Here is a 15,070-nt window from a genome sequence, read left to right as displayed (position 1 = left end):
CGCCGAGTCGAGGGAGTGAGCGTGTGAGATGAGTGCTGCACAGGATGGCGAGATGAATTTTCCGGTTCGCGATTTCGTGGGCTATGGCCGACAAGCCCTGAACTTCAGTTGGCCCGGCGGCGCGCGACTCGCGATCAGCCTCGTACTCAACATCGAAGAGGGAGCGGAGCGTTCACACTACTTCGGCGACGGAGCCAACGAATCCAGTTGGGAGTCGCATCGGTCGTTCCCCGCACACGTGCGCGACCTGATGACCGAGTCCGTCTTCGAGTACGGCAGCCGCCGGGGTGCGCACCGCATCCTGGACGTGCTCGAGGACTTCGGCCTGCCGGCGACGATCTTCGCCTCCGCTGTGGCGCTCCAGGTGAACCCGGCGCTCCTCGACCGGCTCAACGACTCTCCGCACGAGATCTGCGGACACGGACTTCGCTGGACCGAGGCATGGGAATTGGACCGGGACGAGGAGTCGGCCCAGATCGCCCGAGCCATCGAGCTGTTCAGGGAACTGACCGGTGACCGGCCCACCGGCTGGTACAGCAGGTACAGCCCGTCGATCCACACCCGAGATCTCCTGGTGAAACATGGATTCGACTACGATTCGGACGCCTACAACGACGACCTGCCCTATTACACCCGGGTCGGAGACGCCTGGCATCTGGTGATCCCGTACACGGCCACGTACAACGACACCAAGTTCGCTTTCAACATCGGCGGGCCCAGCGACTTCCTCGACCTGCTGAAGCGGGCGGTGAACTTCCTCCTCGCGGAAGGTGCCAGAGAACCGAAGATGCTCTCGATCGGGTTGCACGCCCGGATAATGGGACAGGCCGGCCGGGCCGACGTCCTGCGTGAGTTCCTGGCGTTCTGCCAGGACCGCAGCTCCGAAATCTGGATCGCGAGAAGGGACGAGATCGCCCGGTTCTGGCGCGAGACGTTCCCGGCCCCCGAGTCGCACACGGCGTGCGCACAGACGGATACAGGCACGGCACGCCATGTATGACCTGGTTCTCCGCGGCGCCACCGTCGTTTCCGAGTCCACTCAGGGCGCCTGTGACCTCGCCGTCACGGACGGCGTCGTCGCCGCGGTGCTCCCCGCCGGCAGCGCCGCGGTGGCGCGTTCGTACGCCGACCTGGACGGTCTGACGCTCCTGCCCGGCCTGGTCGATGCTCATGTCCACTTCCGCGGATCGCCGCGGGACGCGGGCGAATCGTTCGCCATCGGTTCAGCGGCGGCCGCGGCGGGCGGGGTCACGACGGTCCTGGAGATGCCCGTGACCGATCCGATGGTGCTGACCGGCCGCCTCCTGCGTGAACGCGGGAACAGCCTCTCCACGCAGTCGATCGGCGACTTCGCGCTCTACGGGGGTCTCGGCGTCGGTAATCTGCACGAGGCCGCGGGCCTCAGGGCGGCCGGCGCCGTCGGAGTCAAGACGTTCCTCCACCGGGCCGGCCCGGGACGGGAGGGGACCCTCGGGGCGATCACGGCGGTCACCACCGACGAGATGCTTCGCGTGCTGGAGGCCGGTGCCTCGGCCGGCCTCGTACACGCGATCCACGCCGAGGACGACGGCCTGATCGGCTTCCTGCAGGCGCAGCATCGCGAATCGGACCCCGCCACCTTCCATCTCTCCAGCCGGCCGACTCTCGCCGAGGACGTCAGCGCCGTGCGGGCGGCGATCATCGGGATGGCGGTCGGTGCCAGCATGCACTTCGTCCATGTTTCCAGCGCCCTGACCGTCGACCTGCTGGGCTTTCTCGTCAGCAGAGGCGCCGACCTTTCCATCGAGACCGCCCCTCACTACGTCCGCTTCACGTCGGCCCAGGTCAGCGACTTCGGCATGAGAGCGAGATGCAATCCTCCCCTGAGGTCTCCGCAGGCTCAGGCCGACCTGATCCGTCGTCTGGACAGCGGCGCCATCGACGTCGTCGCCAGTGACCACTGCTCCTATCCGATCGACGACGTGCGCAGACTGGCCGACGATCCGGTACGCGCGCCGGCCGGCTTCCCCGGAATCCAGTACATGCTGCCGTCGCTGCTGAACCTCGTGTCCGAGGGGCGCCTGTCGTTGAGCCAGGTCGTCAGGGCCACCAGCCTCGCACCGGCCCGGCGGTTCTCGCTGGCGCGGAAGGGTGACGTCGCGGTCGGCATGGACGCCGACTTCGTCGTCGTGGACCTGGACGCCCCGACGCCGTTCGCCGACCTGCCTCATCAGTCCGCGGCGGTGGAGAACGTGCCCTTCTTCGGGACCGAGGTCTATTCATCCCGGGTCGCGCAGACCTGGGTCCGTGGCACCTGTGTCTTCGACGGCTCCTCGATCCGGGTCGGCCCCGGCCACGGGCGCTGGCTCAAGCCCGCGCCGCGCCAGGGAGGGGCTTGACGTGCAAGGGAGGGATCGGATGCGTCGGCGAGACTCCGGCGAGGGTGACTTCGCCGGTCGGGTGGCGGTGCTGCTGGGCGGTGGCTCGGGACTGGGCCGGGCGGTCGCCCGCCTGGTGTGCGCCCAGGGCGGCGAGGTGATTCTCGGGGGCCGGACGCGCGAGAAGCTCGAGAAGACCGCCGCCGAGCTCGGATGCCGGGCGAGCTGGATGCAGGTGGACACCGGCGACTCCAGATCACTGGAGCGCTTCTTCTCCCGCGTCGAGCAGGTGGACTTCCTGTTCAACACGGCCGGCGACTACGTCACCGGGCCGCTTCGAGACTTGAGCTTCAGCGAGGCGGAATCCGCGTTCCGGGCCAAGTTCTGGGGCCAGTACATGGCCGTCAAGTATGCGCTCCCGAAGATATCCCAGGACGGTGCGGTGGTGCTGATGGCAGGAGCGGACGGGGCCCGGCCGACGGTCGCCACGCCGGCGTACGTCGCGTGTAACGCCGCCCTGGAGGGACTGGCTCGCGGCCTCGCCGTGGAACTCGCCCCCATCCGAGTCAACGCCCTCTCGTCCGGCGCCATGGACGGAAACTTCTGGGCGACGAGGAAGTCCGCAGAAGCTCGCCTGGAGGCGTTCGAGCGCTACTCACGCCTGAACGTACTGGGACGGGTGGGGACCGAGGCGGAAGTCGCAGAGGCCGTCGTGTTCCTCTTCCTCAACTCCTACACCACCGGGACCACACTCTACGTGGACGGCGGTCTGTCGATGCGATGAGGCGTGGTGGAGCACCGGCGCCGTGTGCGCGCCGGACGCCGGGCTCAGCCGCCGAACGGCGGTCCGGTGCGGCGGGCGACCGCCCCGCGGACACGAGGGATGAAAGTTACATGCCGCCTCATCGCGAGGGTGCGGACGCGTCATGGTACGAGCCCAGGCAGCGCGCCGACGGCGCCGGTGCGTCCGAGAGCTTTGATCCACGTTCTTGACACAGGGACCTTCGGTGATTTGACTTCGCACTACCACCACCTGCGAATCATGTCGGACGACGCTAATGTTAGCGATAACACCCGCCTGGCCAGGCCTGCCCCATCGGTGCCGTCCGCTCATGATTCCTGACCGAGAGAAGAAGGCATGATGCTTTTCGGGAGCCTGAGAAGGGCGCTCGCGGCCGGGGCGAGCGCGTTGATCGCCGCCACCTGCCTGGTCGGCAGCGGTACGGCCCAGGCGGCGACGTCGCAGTCGTGTGACATCTACGCCGCGGGCGGGACGCCATGCGTGGCGGCGCACAGCACGACCCGTGCGCTGTACGGCGCCTACAACGGCCCGCTGTACCAGGTCAGGCGCGCCTCGGACAACACCACCCGCGACATCGGCGTGCTGAGCGCGGGCGGGGTGGCCAACGCGGCCACGCAGGACTCGTTCTGCGCCGGCACGACCTGCGTCATCACCGTCATCTACGACCAGTCCGGCCGGAACAACCACCTCACCCAGGCACCTCCCGGCTACTGGAAGGGCCCCGCTCCGGGCGGATGGGACAACCTCGCCGACGCGAAGGCGGCCCCGATCACCGTCGGCGGTCAGAGGGCGTACGGCGTCCGCGTGGAGCCCGGCACCGGCTACCGCAACAACAACACCAACGGCGTGGCGACCGGCGACCAGCCCGAGGGCATCTACGCCGTGGTCGACGGCACGCACTACAACCAGTGGTGCTGCTTCGACTACGGCAACGCGCAGACGGACGGCCAGGCCGACGCCCCCGCCATCATGGAGACCGTCTACTTCGGTGCCAACAAGCAGTGGGGGTACGGAACCGGAGCCGGCCCCTGGATCATGGCCGACCTGGAGTGGGGACTGTTCTCCGGGGTGAACGCGGGCTACAACGACCTCGCCCCCATCAACCACCGCTTCGTCACGGCCATCGTCAAGGGCGAGCCGAACCACTGGGCGATCCGGGGCGGCAACGCGCAGTCGGGCAGCCTGACGACCTACTTCGACGGACGGCGCCCCAACGGCTACCACCCGATGAAGAAGGAAGGCGCCATCCTGCTCGGCATCGGCGGTGACAACAGCGTCTCCGGCCGCGGCACCTTCTTCGAGGGCGTGCTGACCTCCGGCTATCCGAGCGCCGCCACCGAGGACGCCGTACAGGCCAACATCGTCGCCGCAGGCTACGCGCCGGCGGGCGGCGACAACCCGCAGCAGAACGTCGAGATCGTGGGCGGCCAGTCCGGCCGGTGCGTCGACGTGCCGAACTCCAGCACCACCGACGGCACCCAGCTGCAGCTGTGGGACTGCTGGGGCGGCACCAACCAGCGGTTCACCTACACATCGGGCAAGAGCCTGCAGGTGTACGGCGACAAGTGCCTGGACGCCTACGGGCAGGGCACCGCCAACGGCACCCAAGTGATCATCTGGAGCTGCAACGGCCAGGCCAACCAGCAGTGGAACGTCAACGCCAACGGCACCATCACCGGCGTGCAGTCCGGGCTGTGCCTCGACGCCAACGCGGCCGGCACCGCCAACGGCACGAAACTCATCCTGTGGTCCTGCAACGGACAGGCCAACCAGCAGTGGAGCCTGCGCAGCTGACTCCGGCCACCCGGTCCGGCGCATGAGGGCGATCGGCTGAACCGCCTCGGGCGGAGGCCCGGACACCTGGGTGGGGCCACGGCTCCCCCTACCGGGCCTTCCGCCCGCGAGGCGCGAAACGCTCGTACCCGGCGTCGATGCCTGAGGCGTCCGATGCTCAAGGCGTCCACCCGCCGCGGTCGCTCCGGCTCCAGTGTGCACGGCCTCCGAGTCAGCGAGCGGGCGGTGGACGGCGGGCCGCCCGGCGGCCGATCCGAACGGCCGCCGGGCGGGGCGAACCGGCTCAGCTCTCCTGGTCGAGGAAGGCGAGGGCGACCGCCGCGAAGATCGGGGACAGGAAGATGTCGTAATGCGTGAGACCGGGCAGGATCGCCAGTGCGTGACCGCCCTTGGGCCTGCCCTCGCCCATCCAGCCACCGTCGCGCAGGCCGCCGTCGAGGAGCTTGAAGACCTCGACGTAGTGGCTCGGCGGTGCCATGTCGGCATCGGCGGCGACCACGAGCGTCGGCACCCGCAGGCCGCGCACCTCTTCGGAGAAGTCGAAGTCCTTCGCCATCGCCTCGCCGATCTTGTCGAGCAGCTTCGGGAAGTCCTCGGGGCGGGGTGCCACCCGCTGGTAGAGCTCGTACATCGGGGTGTCCTTCATGAACTCGGCGGCCGCCCCGCTCACCTGGCCCTGCTGCCCCAGCATCTCCGGATAGACGGCATCGCGGCTGATGTTCGCCGATGCCATGACCAGGCGACCCACCTTCTCCGGATACCCGACCGCGACCTGGAACGCCACCCCGCCGCCGAGGGAGTAGCCGACCACGTCCGGCTTGTGCAGGCCGAGGTGGTCGATCAGCGCGGCGACGTCGTCGGCCATCAGCCGGGTGTCGAGCGGCCGGTCGATGTCGCCGGTCCGGCCGTGGCCCTGCAGGTCGGGAAGGATGACCTGGTGGTGGTCGGCCAGGGTGGGAAGGATCGGCCCGAACATCTCACCCGAGCCGAGGCCTCCGTGCAACAGGATCATCGGGCGTCCCGCCCCGTACGTCTCGTAGTACAGGTTGATTCCGTTGACGTCGGCGTACCGGCCCGAGCCGGCGCTTTCAGCGGTCCACTCCATGGCGGTCATGATGACTCCTTGTGCCTTTCCGTTCGGCTTGACGCGGGTGTAGACCGGGCGGGCACCGGAAACTCATCGCTGCCTGCCGGACGATTTTTCCCGCCCCGTGCGGCCCGGGGGGGCGGCGCGGTGAGCGCCGCCGGCAGGCGTGACGGCCCCCGGCCCGATGCCGGGTAGGCCGGCCGCCGCTTCGCCCCCGGTCGCCGGCTTGAGGATGTTTCGCTAGGTTCGTCAGGGTGAACGATGTGGCGGCCGGCGCGGCGATCGAGTCGCGGTTGGAGGCGTACCGGTCCGAGCTGACCGGCTACTGCTATCGGATGCTGGGGTCCCCCTTCGAGGCCGAAGACGCGGTGCAGGACACCCTGGTCCGCGCCTGGCGTGGTTTCGACCGGTTCGAAGGACGCTCGGCGCTGCGGTCCTGGCTGTACCGGATCGCGACGAACGTCTGCCTGAATCTGCTCGCCGGCGCTCAACGGCGGGTCCGGCCCATGGATCTCGGCCCGGCCGGGTCGGGCCGCGCCACCGACCCGGGCGAGCCGCGTCCCGATCAGATCTGGGTGGGCCCGGTGCCGGACGGCCGGGTGCTGCCCGAGGCCGCCGATCCGGCCGACGTGGTCGCAGAACGCGAGTCGATCCGGCTGGCGTTCGTCGCCGCGCTGCAGCACCTGCCGCCGCGGCAGCGGGCGGTGCTGATCCTGCGGGAGGTGCTGGCCTGGTCGGCCCAGGAGGTGGCCGATCTGCTCGACACCTCGGTGCCCGGCGTCAACAGCGCTCTGCAACGGGCCCGGGCCACCATCGCCGCCGCCGACACCGCCGCCGAGGCGTACAAGCCGTTGGACGACGGGCAGCGGGCGCTGCTGGCGCGTTATGTGAAAGCGTTCGAAGAGTACGACCTCGAGGCGCTGACGACGCTGCTGCACGAGGACGCGACGCTGTCGATGCCGCCGCTGCCGCTGTGGCTGTGCGGCCACGACGACATCGTCGCCTGGATGGCCGGTACGGGCAGCGGCTGCCGCGGCTCGCGCCTGGTGCCGGTGGTGGCCAACGGCATGCCGGGGTTCGGGCAGTACCGGCCCGGCCTCGGCGGCTCCGGCCACGACCCGTGGGCGCTGATCGTGCTGGAGATCTCAGCGGGGCGAATCGCGGCCGTCAACAACTTCCTCGACACCCCCCGTCTCTTCCCGCTGTTCGGGCTGCCGGACCGCCTGGATTGACGCGCTCCCCGGCCTGAAGGCCGGGGATTCAGCCCGTGCCACGCCATGCGGCACCTCTGAGGCTTCCTGCTTCCTCACGCTGTGCCGGGGCAGGCCCCGGTCTTACCCGCGCTCCACAGGCGTTGAGCCTGTCCACCCGTCCGGCGGCCAGGATGTTCTTCGCCGCGTTGACGTCCCGGTCGTGGACGGTGCCGCACTGCGGGCACTCCCACGACCGGACGTTCAGCGGCATGGTGTCGTCGATGTGGCCGCACCCCGGTGTGGAACACAGCTTTGAGGAGGGGAACCACCGGTCGATCCTGGCGAAATGGCGGCCATACCGGGCCGCCTTGTACTCCAGCATCCCGACGAACTGCGACCAGCCCGCATCATGCACGGACTTCGCCAGGCGGGTACGCCCGAGGCCGGACACGGCAAGGTTCTCCACGTACACCGCTTGGTTCTCACGGATGATCTGGGTGGAGAGCCTGTGTGCCCAGTCACGGCGCGCGTCGGCCACCCTGGCGTGCGCTTTGGCGACCTTGGCCCTGGCCTTGGCCCGGTTCGCGCTGCCCTTGGCTTTGCGGCTGAGATCCTGCTGTGCCTTACGCAGCCTGCGTTCGGCCCTGCGGAGAAAACGGGGGTTGTCCACCTTCCGACCGTCGGAGGTGACGGCGAAGTGGGACAGGCCCAGGTCGATCCCCACCTCGGCGGCCGACTCGGGCAGCGGCTCATCGCTGGTCTCGACGACGAACGAGGCGAAGTACCTGCCGGCCGCGTCCTTGACCACCGTCACCGACGAGGGTTCAGCGGGCAGCTCGCGGGACCAGCGGACCGGCACGTCACCGATCTTCGGCAGACGCAGCTTCCCACCCGCCGTGACGGCAAAGCGGGCGTTCTTCGTGAAGCGGATCGCCTGCCGGTTGTCCTTGCGGGACCGGAACCTCGGTGCAGCGGCCTTCGGCCCCTTCCGTTTCCCCGTCACGGAGGCGAAGAAGTTGCGGTACGCGGTGTTCAGATCGGCCAGCGCCTGCTGTAACACCACGGCGGACACCTCGCCCAGCCAGGCACGCTCCGGCGTCTTCTTCGCCTGCGTGATGACCCGGATGGACAGCTCCCCGTCCGAGATGTAGGGCAACCCGTTCTCACGCGCGTCCTGCCGTGCGCGCAGCCCGTCGTTGAACACCACCCGCGCACACCCGAACGCCCGAGCCAGCGACCCGCACTGACCAGGCGTCGGGTAGAGACGGAAGTTGTACCTGAGCTGCACACCGTGATCATAGCGTTGGTCTATGGCCGAATATGGAGACATCAGAACTGGCAGGCACCGTGGTTTCGTCCTGCACGCCCACTTGGTTTTCGTGACCAAGTTCCGGCACCGGGTGTTCACCGGGGCACACCTGGAACGCATGGAGCAGATCATGCGGGACATCTGCGCCGACTTCGAGACCAAGCCGGCCGAGTTCAACGGCGAGGCCGGCCACGTGCATCTCCTGGTGAACTTCCCGCCCAAGGTCGCCCTGTCCCGGCTCGTCAACAGCCTCAAGGGCGTCTCCTCACGGCGGGTGCGGACCGAGTTCCCCGAGCTGGCCCGCCACTACTACCGGGCGAACAAGCTGTGGTCGGGCTCCTACTTCGCCGGGAGCGTGGACGGCGCACCGATCAGCGTCCTGCGCCAGTACATCGAGCGGCAAAACCGCCCGGTCTGAGCCCGCCTGGACGCCGATCCGCCTGACGGCGAATCGGCTCTTCCTGCCCCGCTACGCGGGAGAGTCCGCTTCACCCCCGGCCTGAAGGCCGGAGCACTGCGGACGATCCCGGTAGCCCGTCGGTCAATCCGAGCAGGCGCACGAGCTCGAGCAGGTCCGGGCCGGCCCCGGTGACCACCAGAGTCCAGCCATGCCGCCGGGCGGTCAGGCGCAACCGGGCCAGTGCCTCGACCGTCGCCACGCCGGGACGGGCCACGCCGGCCACATCGCAGACCACGACACCGCCGCCCCTGCCGCGCAGCAGTTCGGCGAGGCCGGCGCACAGGCCAGGGATGTCCGCACGCGTCACCGACGCGCCGATGGCGAAGGAGATCGCTGAGGCGGTCACGTGGATAGGACCGCCGGCATCACGGAAACTCATCGCCGCGGCGCCGATGAGTTCGGCGGCGCCGGCAGGTCCGGCCGGCGTGAGCTTCAGCCTCCCCCCGTGGCACGGACACCTACAGCCGGTCACTCGGCCGGTCATTTAGGGGTCCGCCTTGACGCGGCCGTTGATTGCGATCACCGCCGTCCACGCGTGGACCTCCCAATCCGAGTCAGGAGCCTCACGATGCACGTGAAGGGCCCATCGCCGCGGCGGCCGATCCGCGCCACGCGGGCTAGCATCGGGCCATGCCCCTGACCGCGAGCGACGTCGACCGGTTCGAGGCCTCCAGGCCGCGTCTGGAGGCCATCGCCTACCGCCTCCTCGGCTCCGCCGGGGAGGCCGAGGACGCCGTGCAGGAGACGTTCCTGCGCTGGCAGGCCGCCGACGTCGACCGCATCGAGGTCCCCGAGGCCTGGCTGACGAAGGTCCTCACCAACCTGTGCCTCAACCAGCTCACCTCCGCGCGTGCGCGCCGCGAGACCTACATCGGCCAGTGGCTTCCCGAACCGCTGCTCACCGGGGACCCGATGCTCGGCCCGGCCGACACCGCCGAGCAGCGCGAGTCGGTCTCGTACGCGGTCCTCACCCTCATGGAGCGCCTCTCCCCCAACGAGCGGGCGGTGTACGTGCTGCGGGAGGCCTTCGACTACCCGCACCAGGAGATCGCCGAGATCCTCGACGTCACCGAGGCCGCCAGCCAGCAGATCTTCCACCGAGCCAAGAAGCACATCGCGAACGGCAGGGCCCGTACCGAGATCGACGAGGCCACCGCCCGGCGGATCACCGAGGAGTTCCTGGCGGCCGCCACCAGCGGCCAGATCGAGCCGCTCGTACGTCTGCTCACCGAGGATGCCACCTCGATCGGCGACGGCGGCGGGAAGGTCCCGACCCGCGTCAAGGCGTTCGAGGGCGCGGTCGCGGTCGCGAAGTTCCTGCGGGGGCTGTTCAAACCCAGCGAGGCCAAGCGCACCGTGGCCGGCGGCGCGCCCGAGGTCTACGCCTGGACCGCCAACGGCGACCCCGCCGTCGTGGCCGTCGTGGACGGCCGGGTCGTCGGCGTCATGTGCCTGGAGGTCACCGCCGAGGGCATCGCCGCGTTCCGCACCCAGGTCAACCCCGACAAGCTCGAACGCGCGACCGCGCGGTGGACGGCCGCCGACCACGGGGAGCCCCTGTTCAACGCCTTCTGATCACTATGTGAGGTGCTTCACACCGTGTTCCTGTCAGGAAACGACGGGCCGCCCGGTTCAAGTGGCGAACCCGCGCAAGACAGGAGCAACGAAATGCGGCACCGCATCGTCGTCCTCGGAGCCGGATACACCGGAGCCACCGCCGCCGGCCGCCTCGCCAAGCGGCTCCGCCGCGAGGACGTCGCCATCACCGTCGTCAACGCCGAGTCCGACTTCGTGGAACGCGTCCGCATGCATCAGCTGGCGGTGGGCCAGGACCTCAAGCCCCGGCCGTTCAGCGAGATGTTCGCGGGCACCGGCGTCGAGCTGAGGCTCGCGAAGGTCACCGGCGTCGACGTCGACCGCAAGACCGTCGCCGTCATCGACACGGACGGTCCCGGAGAACTCGGCTACGACACGCTGGTCTACGCCCTCGGCAGCGGCTGGAACGCCCAAGGCGTCCCCGGGTCCGCCGAGCACGCCTATGAGATCGCCGGCCGCCCCGGAGCATTCCGGCTGCGCGAGCGCCTGGCCCGCCTCGACACCGGGCAGACCGTGGTCGTCGTCGGCGGTGGCCTCACCGGCCTGGAGGCCGCCACCGAGATCGCCGAGGCCCGTCCGGACCTCGACGTCGCCCTCGTCGCCCGCGGCGGCCTCGGCGACGGGCTCTCACCCAAGGGCCGCGAGCACCTGCGGAAGGTCTTCGGCAGGCTCGGCATCACCGTGCACGAGCACACCGCCGTCACCGGCGTCGAAGCCGGCCGCGTAACCACCTCCGACGGCAGGGCCATCCCGGCCGCCGTCACCGTGTGGACCGCCGGCTTCGCGGTGCACCCGATCGCGAAGGCGACCACCATGGAGGTCACCGGCACCGGTCAGATCGTGGTCGACGGGACCATGCGCTCGGTGTCGCACCCGGACGTGTACGCGATCGGCGACGCGGCCATGGCGATGGGCCCCGGAAACAAGCCGCTGCGGATGTCCTGCGCCTCCGGAACTCCGACCGCCTGGCAGGCCGCCGACGCGATCGCGGCGCGCCTGACCGGCGGGAAGCTCCCGAACGCGCCGATCCGCTACTTCAATCAGTGCATCTCGCTGGGCCGCAAGGAGGGCCTGATCCAGTACGTCACCGCCGACGACCGTGCCGTGCGGGCGGTCCTGACCGGACGACTCGCCGCCGTCTACAAGGAGCTGGTCTGCAAGGGCGCCGCCTGGGGCGTCGCCAACCCGACGCTCGGGCTGCCGACCCGGCGCCGCCGCGTCACGCGGGAGTGGGCCGCGGCGGGCTCGGCCGTCAACGCGCTGGAGTAGAGCGCGAGGCGAGGCAGCAGCCGAGTGCCCGCGATCCGCGACGCCAGGGGCGGGACGGCGTGGCGAAACCCGGTGGCCCCCGGGCCGCCGGCCCTGCACTGTGATCTCATGACGACTCCCGCCGCCGAGTTCCTGCCGGGTCTCACGCTGTCACGGATCCTCTACGGGGAGGCGGTCCGGCCGATCCTCAATGTGGAATACCCCGGGCTGCGGTACGCCGCCGCGAGGGTCGGCCCGGGATCGGAGGTGCTCGGGATCGACACCGCACGGTCGACAGATCACGACTGGGGCCCACGGCTGGATCTGTTCCTCTCACCTCCGGACGATATGACGTGTTCTGAGATCGGCCGCAGGCCGGGATACGCCGTGAGATCGTGACGCGGTGATCACGCTTCCAGGGCGATTTCCGGGCTCACCAGGCACAACGCGCTCAGGTTCTAACCTACCTACCCCCTTTTCGACGCACATCGCCACCGCAGGCCGTCCACACAACCGTGCCGCGACCATCGAGGCTTTCCGGGCCGCCGACCCGCGGCGGTTCACCCGCGGGCCGAGCCTGCCCGAGATCCCGACCGGGGCGTGGATCAACAGGCCTGACGACGACCGGGCCGACAAGGGCACGGAGGCGACAGCATAGCGATAACTACCCCGATGTCCTGTTTGACTTGACACCTGCGACCAGGCGCCGCGGACCACCCCCGCAGTGTTGGGCTCTTTCTGGACGGGAAGCGTTCGCTACAGATATATCACAAGAACTCTTGAGAGATCTATCACTTATATGACACGGTGTGGCCCACATTACTCCTGGTCGTCGAGGGGGAAACGTCTGTGGCCATGGCTCAACCGAGAGGGGCGACGACCGTCGTGTCTGCCGTCGCCCAACGCCTCGCCCTCGCCGGGCTGACCGTGGCCCTGTGGGAACTCGGCGCGCGGTGGCTCGATGCGCGGGCGGTTCCGCCGGTCGCCCCGGTTCTCGAGGCGCTGCGGGCGACAGTACCGACCTCGGCCTTCTGGACGGCCCTCGGCGGGACCCTCCAGTCGTGGGCGCTGGGAATGCTCATCGCCTCCGCGGCCGGAATCTCGCTCGGGCTGATGGTCGGCGCCAGCACGGTGGCCACGCGGATGACCGGCGGGCTTGTGGACTTCCTGCGCACGGTCCCGGCGATCATGTTGGTGCCGCTCGCCGTGCTGGTCTTCGGCGCCACGTCCGAGATGAAGGTCTTCCTGATCGCGCTGGCGGCGACGTGGCCGATTCTCGTTCAGTCGGCGTACGGCATCGGCCACGTCGACGCGGTCGCCCGCGCATCGGTTCAGGTGTTCCGGCTCAGCCGCCGGCAGCGCGTCGTCTTCCTCTACCTGCCGAGCGCGCTGCCGCTGGTGGCGACGGGACTCCGGGTCGCCGCTACGGTGGCCCTGCTGATCTCGATCGGGGCGGAGATCGTCACCAGCGCCCCCGGCATCGGCCACGAGATCCTGCTCAGCCAGGCCAACGGCAACCCGGCGCGCGGATTCGTGTACGTCCTGCTCAGCGGTTGCCTCGGCGTGCTCGTCAACCAGACGTTCGCCGCCGTCGAACGGCGTGCGATCTTCTGGCACGCGGCGCAGCGGCGGAGGGATGCCGCATGAAGCGTCTCAGGCAGGTCGCACTTGAGTTCGTTCTCCCCGCGGTGCTGGTCGCCGTGTGGTGGTTCGCGTCGTCCGGCAGCACCTCGCTCTATTTCCCGCCGCTGCGCGACATACTGCGGGCGTTCGCCGATACCTGGCTCGCGGGTGGCGACCTGCACGTCCTGGGGATGACGCTGTCGACCTTCGCGGTGGGGTACGGCATCGCCATCGTGCTGGGCATCACCGCGGGCGTCCTGCTCGCGGCCAACCGCGTGATCGCCGACTTCCTGGCACCGTTGCTGGAGTTCCTGCGGGCCCTTCCTGCCATCGCGTTGGTCCCCGCCTTCATCTCGGCGTTGGGCATCGACCAGCGGATGAGGCTGAGTGTGGTGGTCTTCGCGTCCGTGTGGCCGGTGCTGCTGAACACCATCGACGGCGTCCGCGGTGTCGACACGGTGGTGCGGGACAGCGCGCAGGTCTTCCGCGTCCCCCGGCTCCAGCGGTTGCTCTACGTCACGCTTCCCGGCGCCTCCCCCCAGATCTTCGCGGGTGTCCGGGTCGGGCTCGCGCTATCGCTGATCGCCGTGATCGTCACCGAGATGGTGGTCTCCGCCGAGGGGGTCGGAGCCTTCGCCCGTGCCGCCCAGTACAGCTTCGACCTGCTGGCCATGTGGACGGCGATCCTGCTGATGGGCCTGGTCGGTTACATCCTCAACAAATTGTTCGAAGTGCTCGAGAAAAGGATCCTGCGATGGCATCTGCAGATGCGGGCGGTGGCCACGTGACGCTCGAGTCGCCGGCCGAGGCCGTGGCAGCGGGCGGGCACGTCCGCGTCAGGGGCCTGCACCGGGCCTTCGGCTCCGGCACCGCGGCACGGACCGTGCTCGGCTGCGTCGACTTCGCCGTCTCCAGCGGGGAGTACGTGTCGATCGTCGGACCGTCAGGCTCCGGCAAGACGACGGTCCTGCGTTGTATCGCCGGTCTCCTGACGCCCACCGCGGGTGAGATCCATGTCGGCGACGAGCGTGTCGCCGCGGAGACCCCTGCCAACCTGGCCGTGGTCTTCCAGGATTACAGCCGCTCCCTGCTGCCGTGGCTCTCCATCGCGGGGAACGTCGTGTTACCCCTGCGCGGCAAAGGCGTCCCCGCCGCCGAGCGACGACTCCGGGCGGACGAAGCGCTCCAGGCCGTGGGGCTGGGCCACACGCGCCGGCAGTACCCCTGGCAGCTCTCGGGGGGCATGCAACAGCGCGTCGCCATCGCACGTGCCCTGGCCTACCGGCCGCAGGTGCTGTTGATGGACGAGCCGTTCGCGTCGGTCGACGCCCAGACGCGTGCCGATCTCGAAGACCTCGTCCTGTCCCTGAAGAAGAAGTACGCCATGACGGTCATCTCCGTCACCCATGACATCGACGAGGCGGTCTACATGTCCGATCGCGTCATCGTCCTGGGCGGCTCCCCGGCCTCGGTCGCCGAGTGCGTGGAGGTCGATCTCGGCGTCGACCGCGACCAGATCACCACCAAGTCCGACCCCCGCTTCGCGCGGCTACGCGCCCGCGTGCTGCGTGAGGTCAGACACTGAGCCCTCGGGTGCTCTC

Annotated in this window: 15 protein-coding genes; 12 read left to right on the top strand and 3 right to left on the bottom strand. The window is 69.4% G+C overall.

What is annotated here, in order from left to right:
- Positions 1 to 52: 52 nt before the first annotated feature.
- The 4 genes from ACQP1K_RS11155 (at position 53) to ACQP1K_RS11140 (ending at position 4,953) form a co-directional block, all read left to right on the top strand.
- Positions 53 to 1,000 (top strand): polysaccharide deacetylase family protein, encoded by a 948-nt coding sequence (locus ACQP1K_RS11155; protein WP_433500806.1) that lies wholly within the window; start codon positions 53 to 55, stop codon positions 998 to 1,000.
- Positions 993 to 2,378 (top strand): dihydroorotase, encoded by a 1,386-nt coding sequence (locus tag ACQP1K_RS11150; protein ID WP_433500805.1) that lies wholly within the window; start codon positions 993 to 995, stop codon positions 2,376 to 2,378. The genes ACQP1K_RS11155 and ACQP1K_RS11150 overlap by 8 nt, the downstream gene beginning before the upstream one ends.
- Before the next feature lie 19 nt (positions 2,379 to 2,397).
- Positions 2,398 to 3,141, top strand: a complete 744-nt coding sequence (locus ACQP1K_RS11145; RefSeq protein ID WP_433500804.1) for an SDR family oxidoreductase — start codon at positions 2,398 to 2,400, stop codon at positions 3,139 to 3,141.
- Between the two features lie 354 nt (positions 3,142 to 3,495).
- Entirely contained in the window at positions 3,496 to 4,953 is a 1,458-nt protein-coding gene (locus ACQP1K_RS11140) for an arabinofuranosidase catalytic domain-containing protein (protein WP_433500803.1), read from the top strand.
- A 283-nt stretch (positions 4,954 to 5,236) separates the two neighbouring features.
- On the opposite strand, the gene ACQP1K_RS11135 is transcribed toward ACQP1K_RS11140, so the two are convergent.
- Positions 5,237 to 6,067 (bottom strand): alpha/beta fold hydrolase, encoded by an 831-nt coding sequence (locus ACQP1K_RS11135; protein ID WP_433500802.1) that lies wholly within the window; start codon positions 6,065 to 6,067, stop codon positions 5,237 to 5,239.
- Between the two features lie 227 nt (positions 6,068 to 6,294).
- On the opposite strand from ACQP1K_RS11135, the gene ACQP1K_RS11130 reads away from it, so the two are divergent.
- Positions 6,295 to 7,272, top strand: a complete 978-nt coding sequence (locus ACQP1K_RS11130; protein ID WP_433500801.1) for a sigma-70 family RNA polymerase sigma factor — start codon at positions 6,295 to 6,297, stop codon at positions 7,270 to 7,272.
- 28 nt (positions 7,273 to 7,300) lie between these two features.
- On the opposite strand, the gene ACQP1K_RS11125 is transcribed toward ACQP1K_RS11130, so the two are convergent.
- Complete coding sequence (locus ACQP1K_RS11125; protein ID WP_433500800.1) at positions 7,301 to 8,521, bottom strand: RNA-guided endonuclease InsQ/TnpB family protein; 1,221 nt, start codon at positions 8,519 to 8,521, stop codon at positions 7,301 to 7,303.
- A gap of 22 nt (positions 8,522 to 8,543) precedes the next feature.
- On the opposite strand from ACQP1K_RS11125, the gene tnpA reads away from it, so the two are divergent.
- Positions 8,544 to 8,960 carry an IS200/IS605 family transposase gene (gene tnpA, locus ACQP1K_RS11120; RefSeq protein WP_433500799.1) on the top strand — a complete coding sequence of 139 codons (417 nt, stop codon included), beginning with the start codon at positions 8,544 to 8,546 and terminating at the stop codon, positions 8,958 to 8,960.
- Between the two features lie 70 nt (positions 8,961 to 9,030).
- Here tnpA and ACQP1K_RS11115 read toward each other — a convergent pair whose 3' ends face one another.
- The gene (locus ACQP1K_RS11115; protein WP_433500798.1) at positions 9,031 to 9,348 is read right to left on the bottom strand and encodes an STAS domain-containing protein; all 318 of its coding nucleotides are present in this window, start codon (positions 9,346 to 9,348) and stop codon (positions 9,031 to 9,033) included.
- Between the two features lie 284 nt (positions 9,349 to 9,632).
- Here ACQP1K_RS11115 and ACQP1K_RS11110 point away from each other — a divergent pair, with 284 nt between their 5' ends.
- The 6 genes from ACQP1K_RS11110 (at position 9,633) to ACQP1K_RS11085 (ending at position 15,054) form a co-directional block, all read left to right on the top strand.
- Complete coding sequence (locus tag ACQP1K_RS11110) at positions 9,633 to 10,577, top strand: RNA polymerase sigma-70 factor (RefSeq protein WP_433500797.1); 945 nt, start codon at positions 9,633 to 9,635, stop codon at positions 10,575 to 10,577.
- Positions 10,578 to 10,670: 93 nt separating this feature from the next.
- A complete protein-coding gene (locus ACQP1K_RS11105; RefSeq protein WP_433500796.1) occupies positions 10,671 to 11,867 on the top strand; it encodes an NAD(P)/FAD-dependent oxidoreductase in 1,197 nt (398 codons plus the stop codon).
- A 108-nt stretch (positions 11,868 to 11,975) separates the two neighbouring features.
- A complete protein-coding gene (locus tag ACQP1K_RS11100) occupies positions 11,976 to 12,245 on the top strand; it encodes a hypothetical protein (protein WP_433500795.1) in 270 nt (89 codons plus the stop codon).
- Between the two features lie 486 nt (positions 12,246 to 12,731).
- Positions 12,732 to 13,493 (top strand): ABC transporter permease, encoded by a 762-nt coding sequence (locus ACQP1K_RS11095; protein ID WP_433500794.1) that lies wholly within the window; start codon positions 12,732 to 12,734, stop codon positions 13,491 to 13,493.
- Positions 13,490 to 14,257, top strand: coding sequence for an ABC transporter permease (locus tag ACQP1K_RS11090; RefSeq protein ID WP_433500793.1), 768 nt, complete (start codon positions 13,490 to 13,492; stop codon positions 14,255 to 14,257). Before ACQP1K_RS11095 ends, ACQP1K_RS11090 begins: the two co-directional genes overlap by 4 nt.
- On the top strand, positions 14,224 to 15,054 hold the full coding sequence (locus ACQP1K_RS11085) for an ABC transporter ATP-binding protein (protein ID WP_433500792.1): 831 nt from the start codon (positions 14,224 to 14,226) through the stop codon (positions 15,052 to 15,054). The genes ACQP1K_RS11090 and ACQP1K_RS11085 overlap by 34 nt, the downstream gene beginning before the upstream one ends.
- The last annotated feature ends 16 nt before the right edge of the window (positions 15,055 to 15,070 follow it).

The organism is Sphaerimonospora sp. CA-214678, from assembly GCF_050942215.1.
Taxonomy (GTDB): domain Bacteria; phylum Actinomycetota; class Actinomycetes; order Streptosporangiales; family Streptosporangiaceae; genus Sphaerimonospora.
The sequence above is the reverse complement of the archived record's forward strand: the minus strand, read 5'-3'. Positions and strand labels throughout refer to the sequence as shown.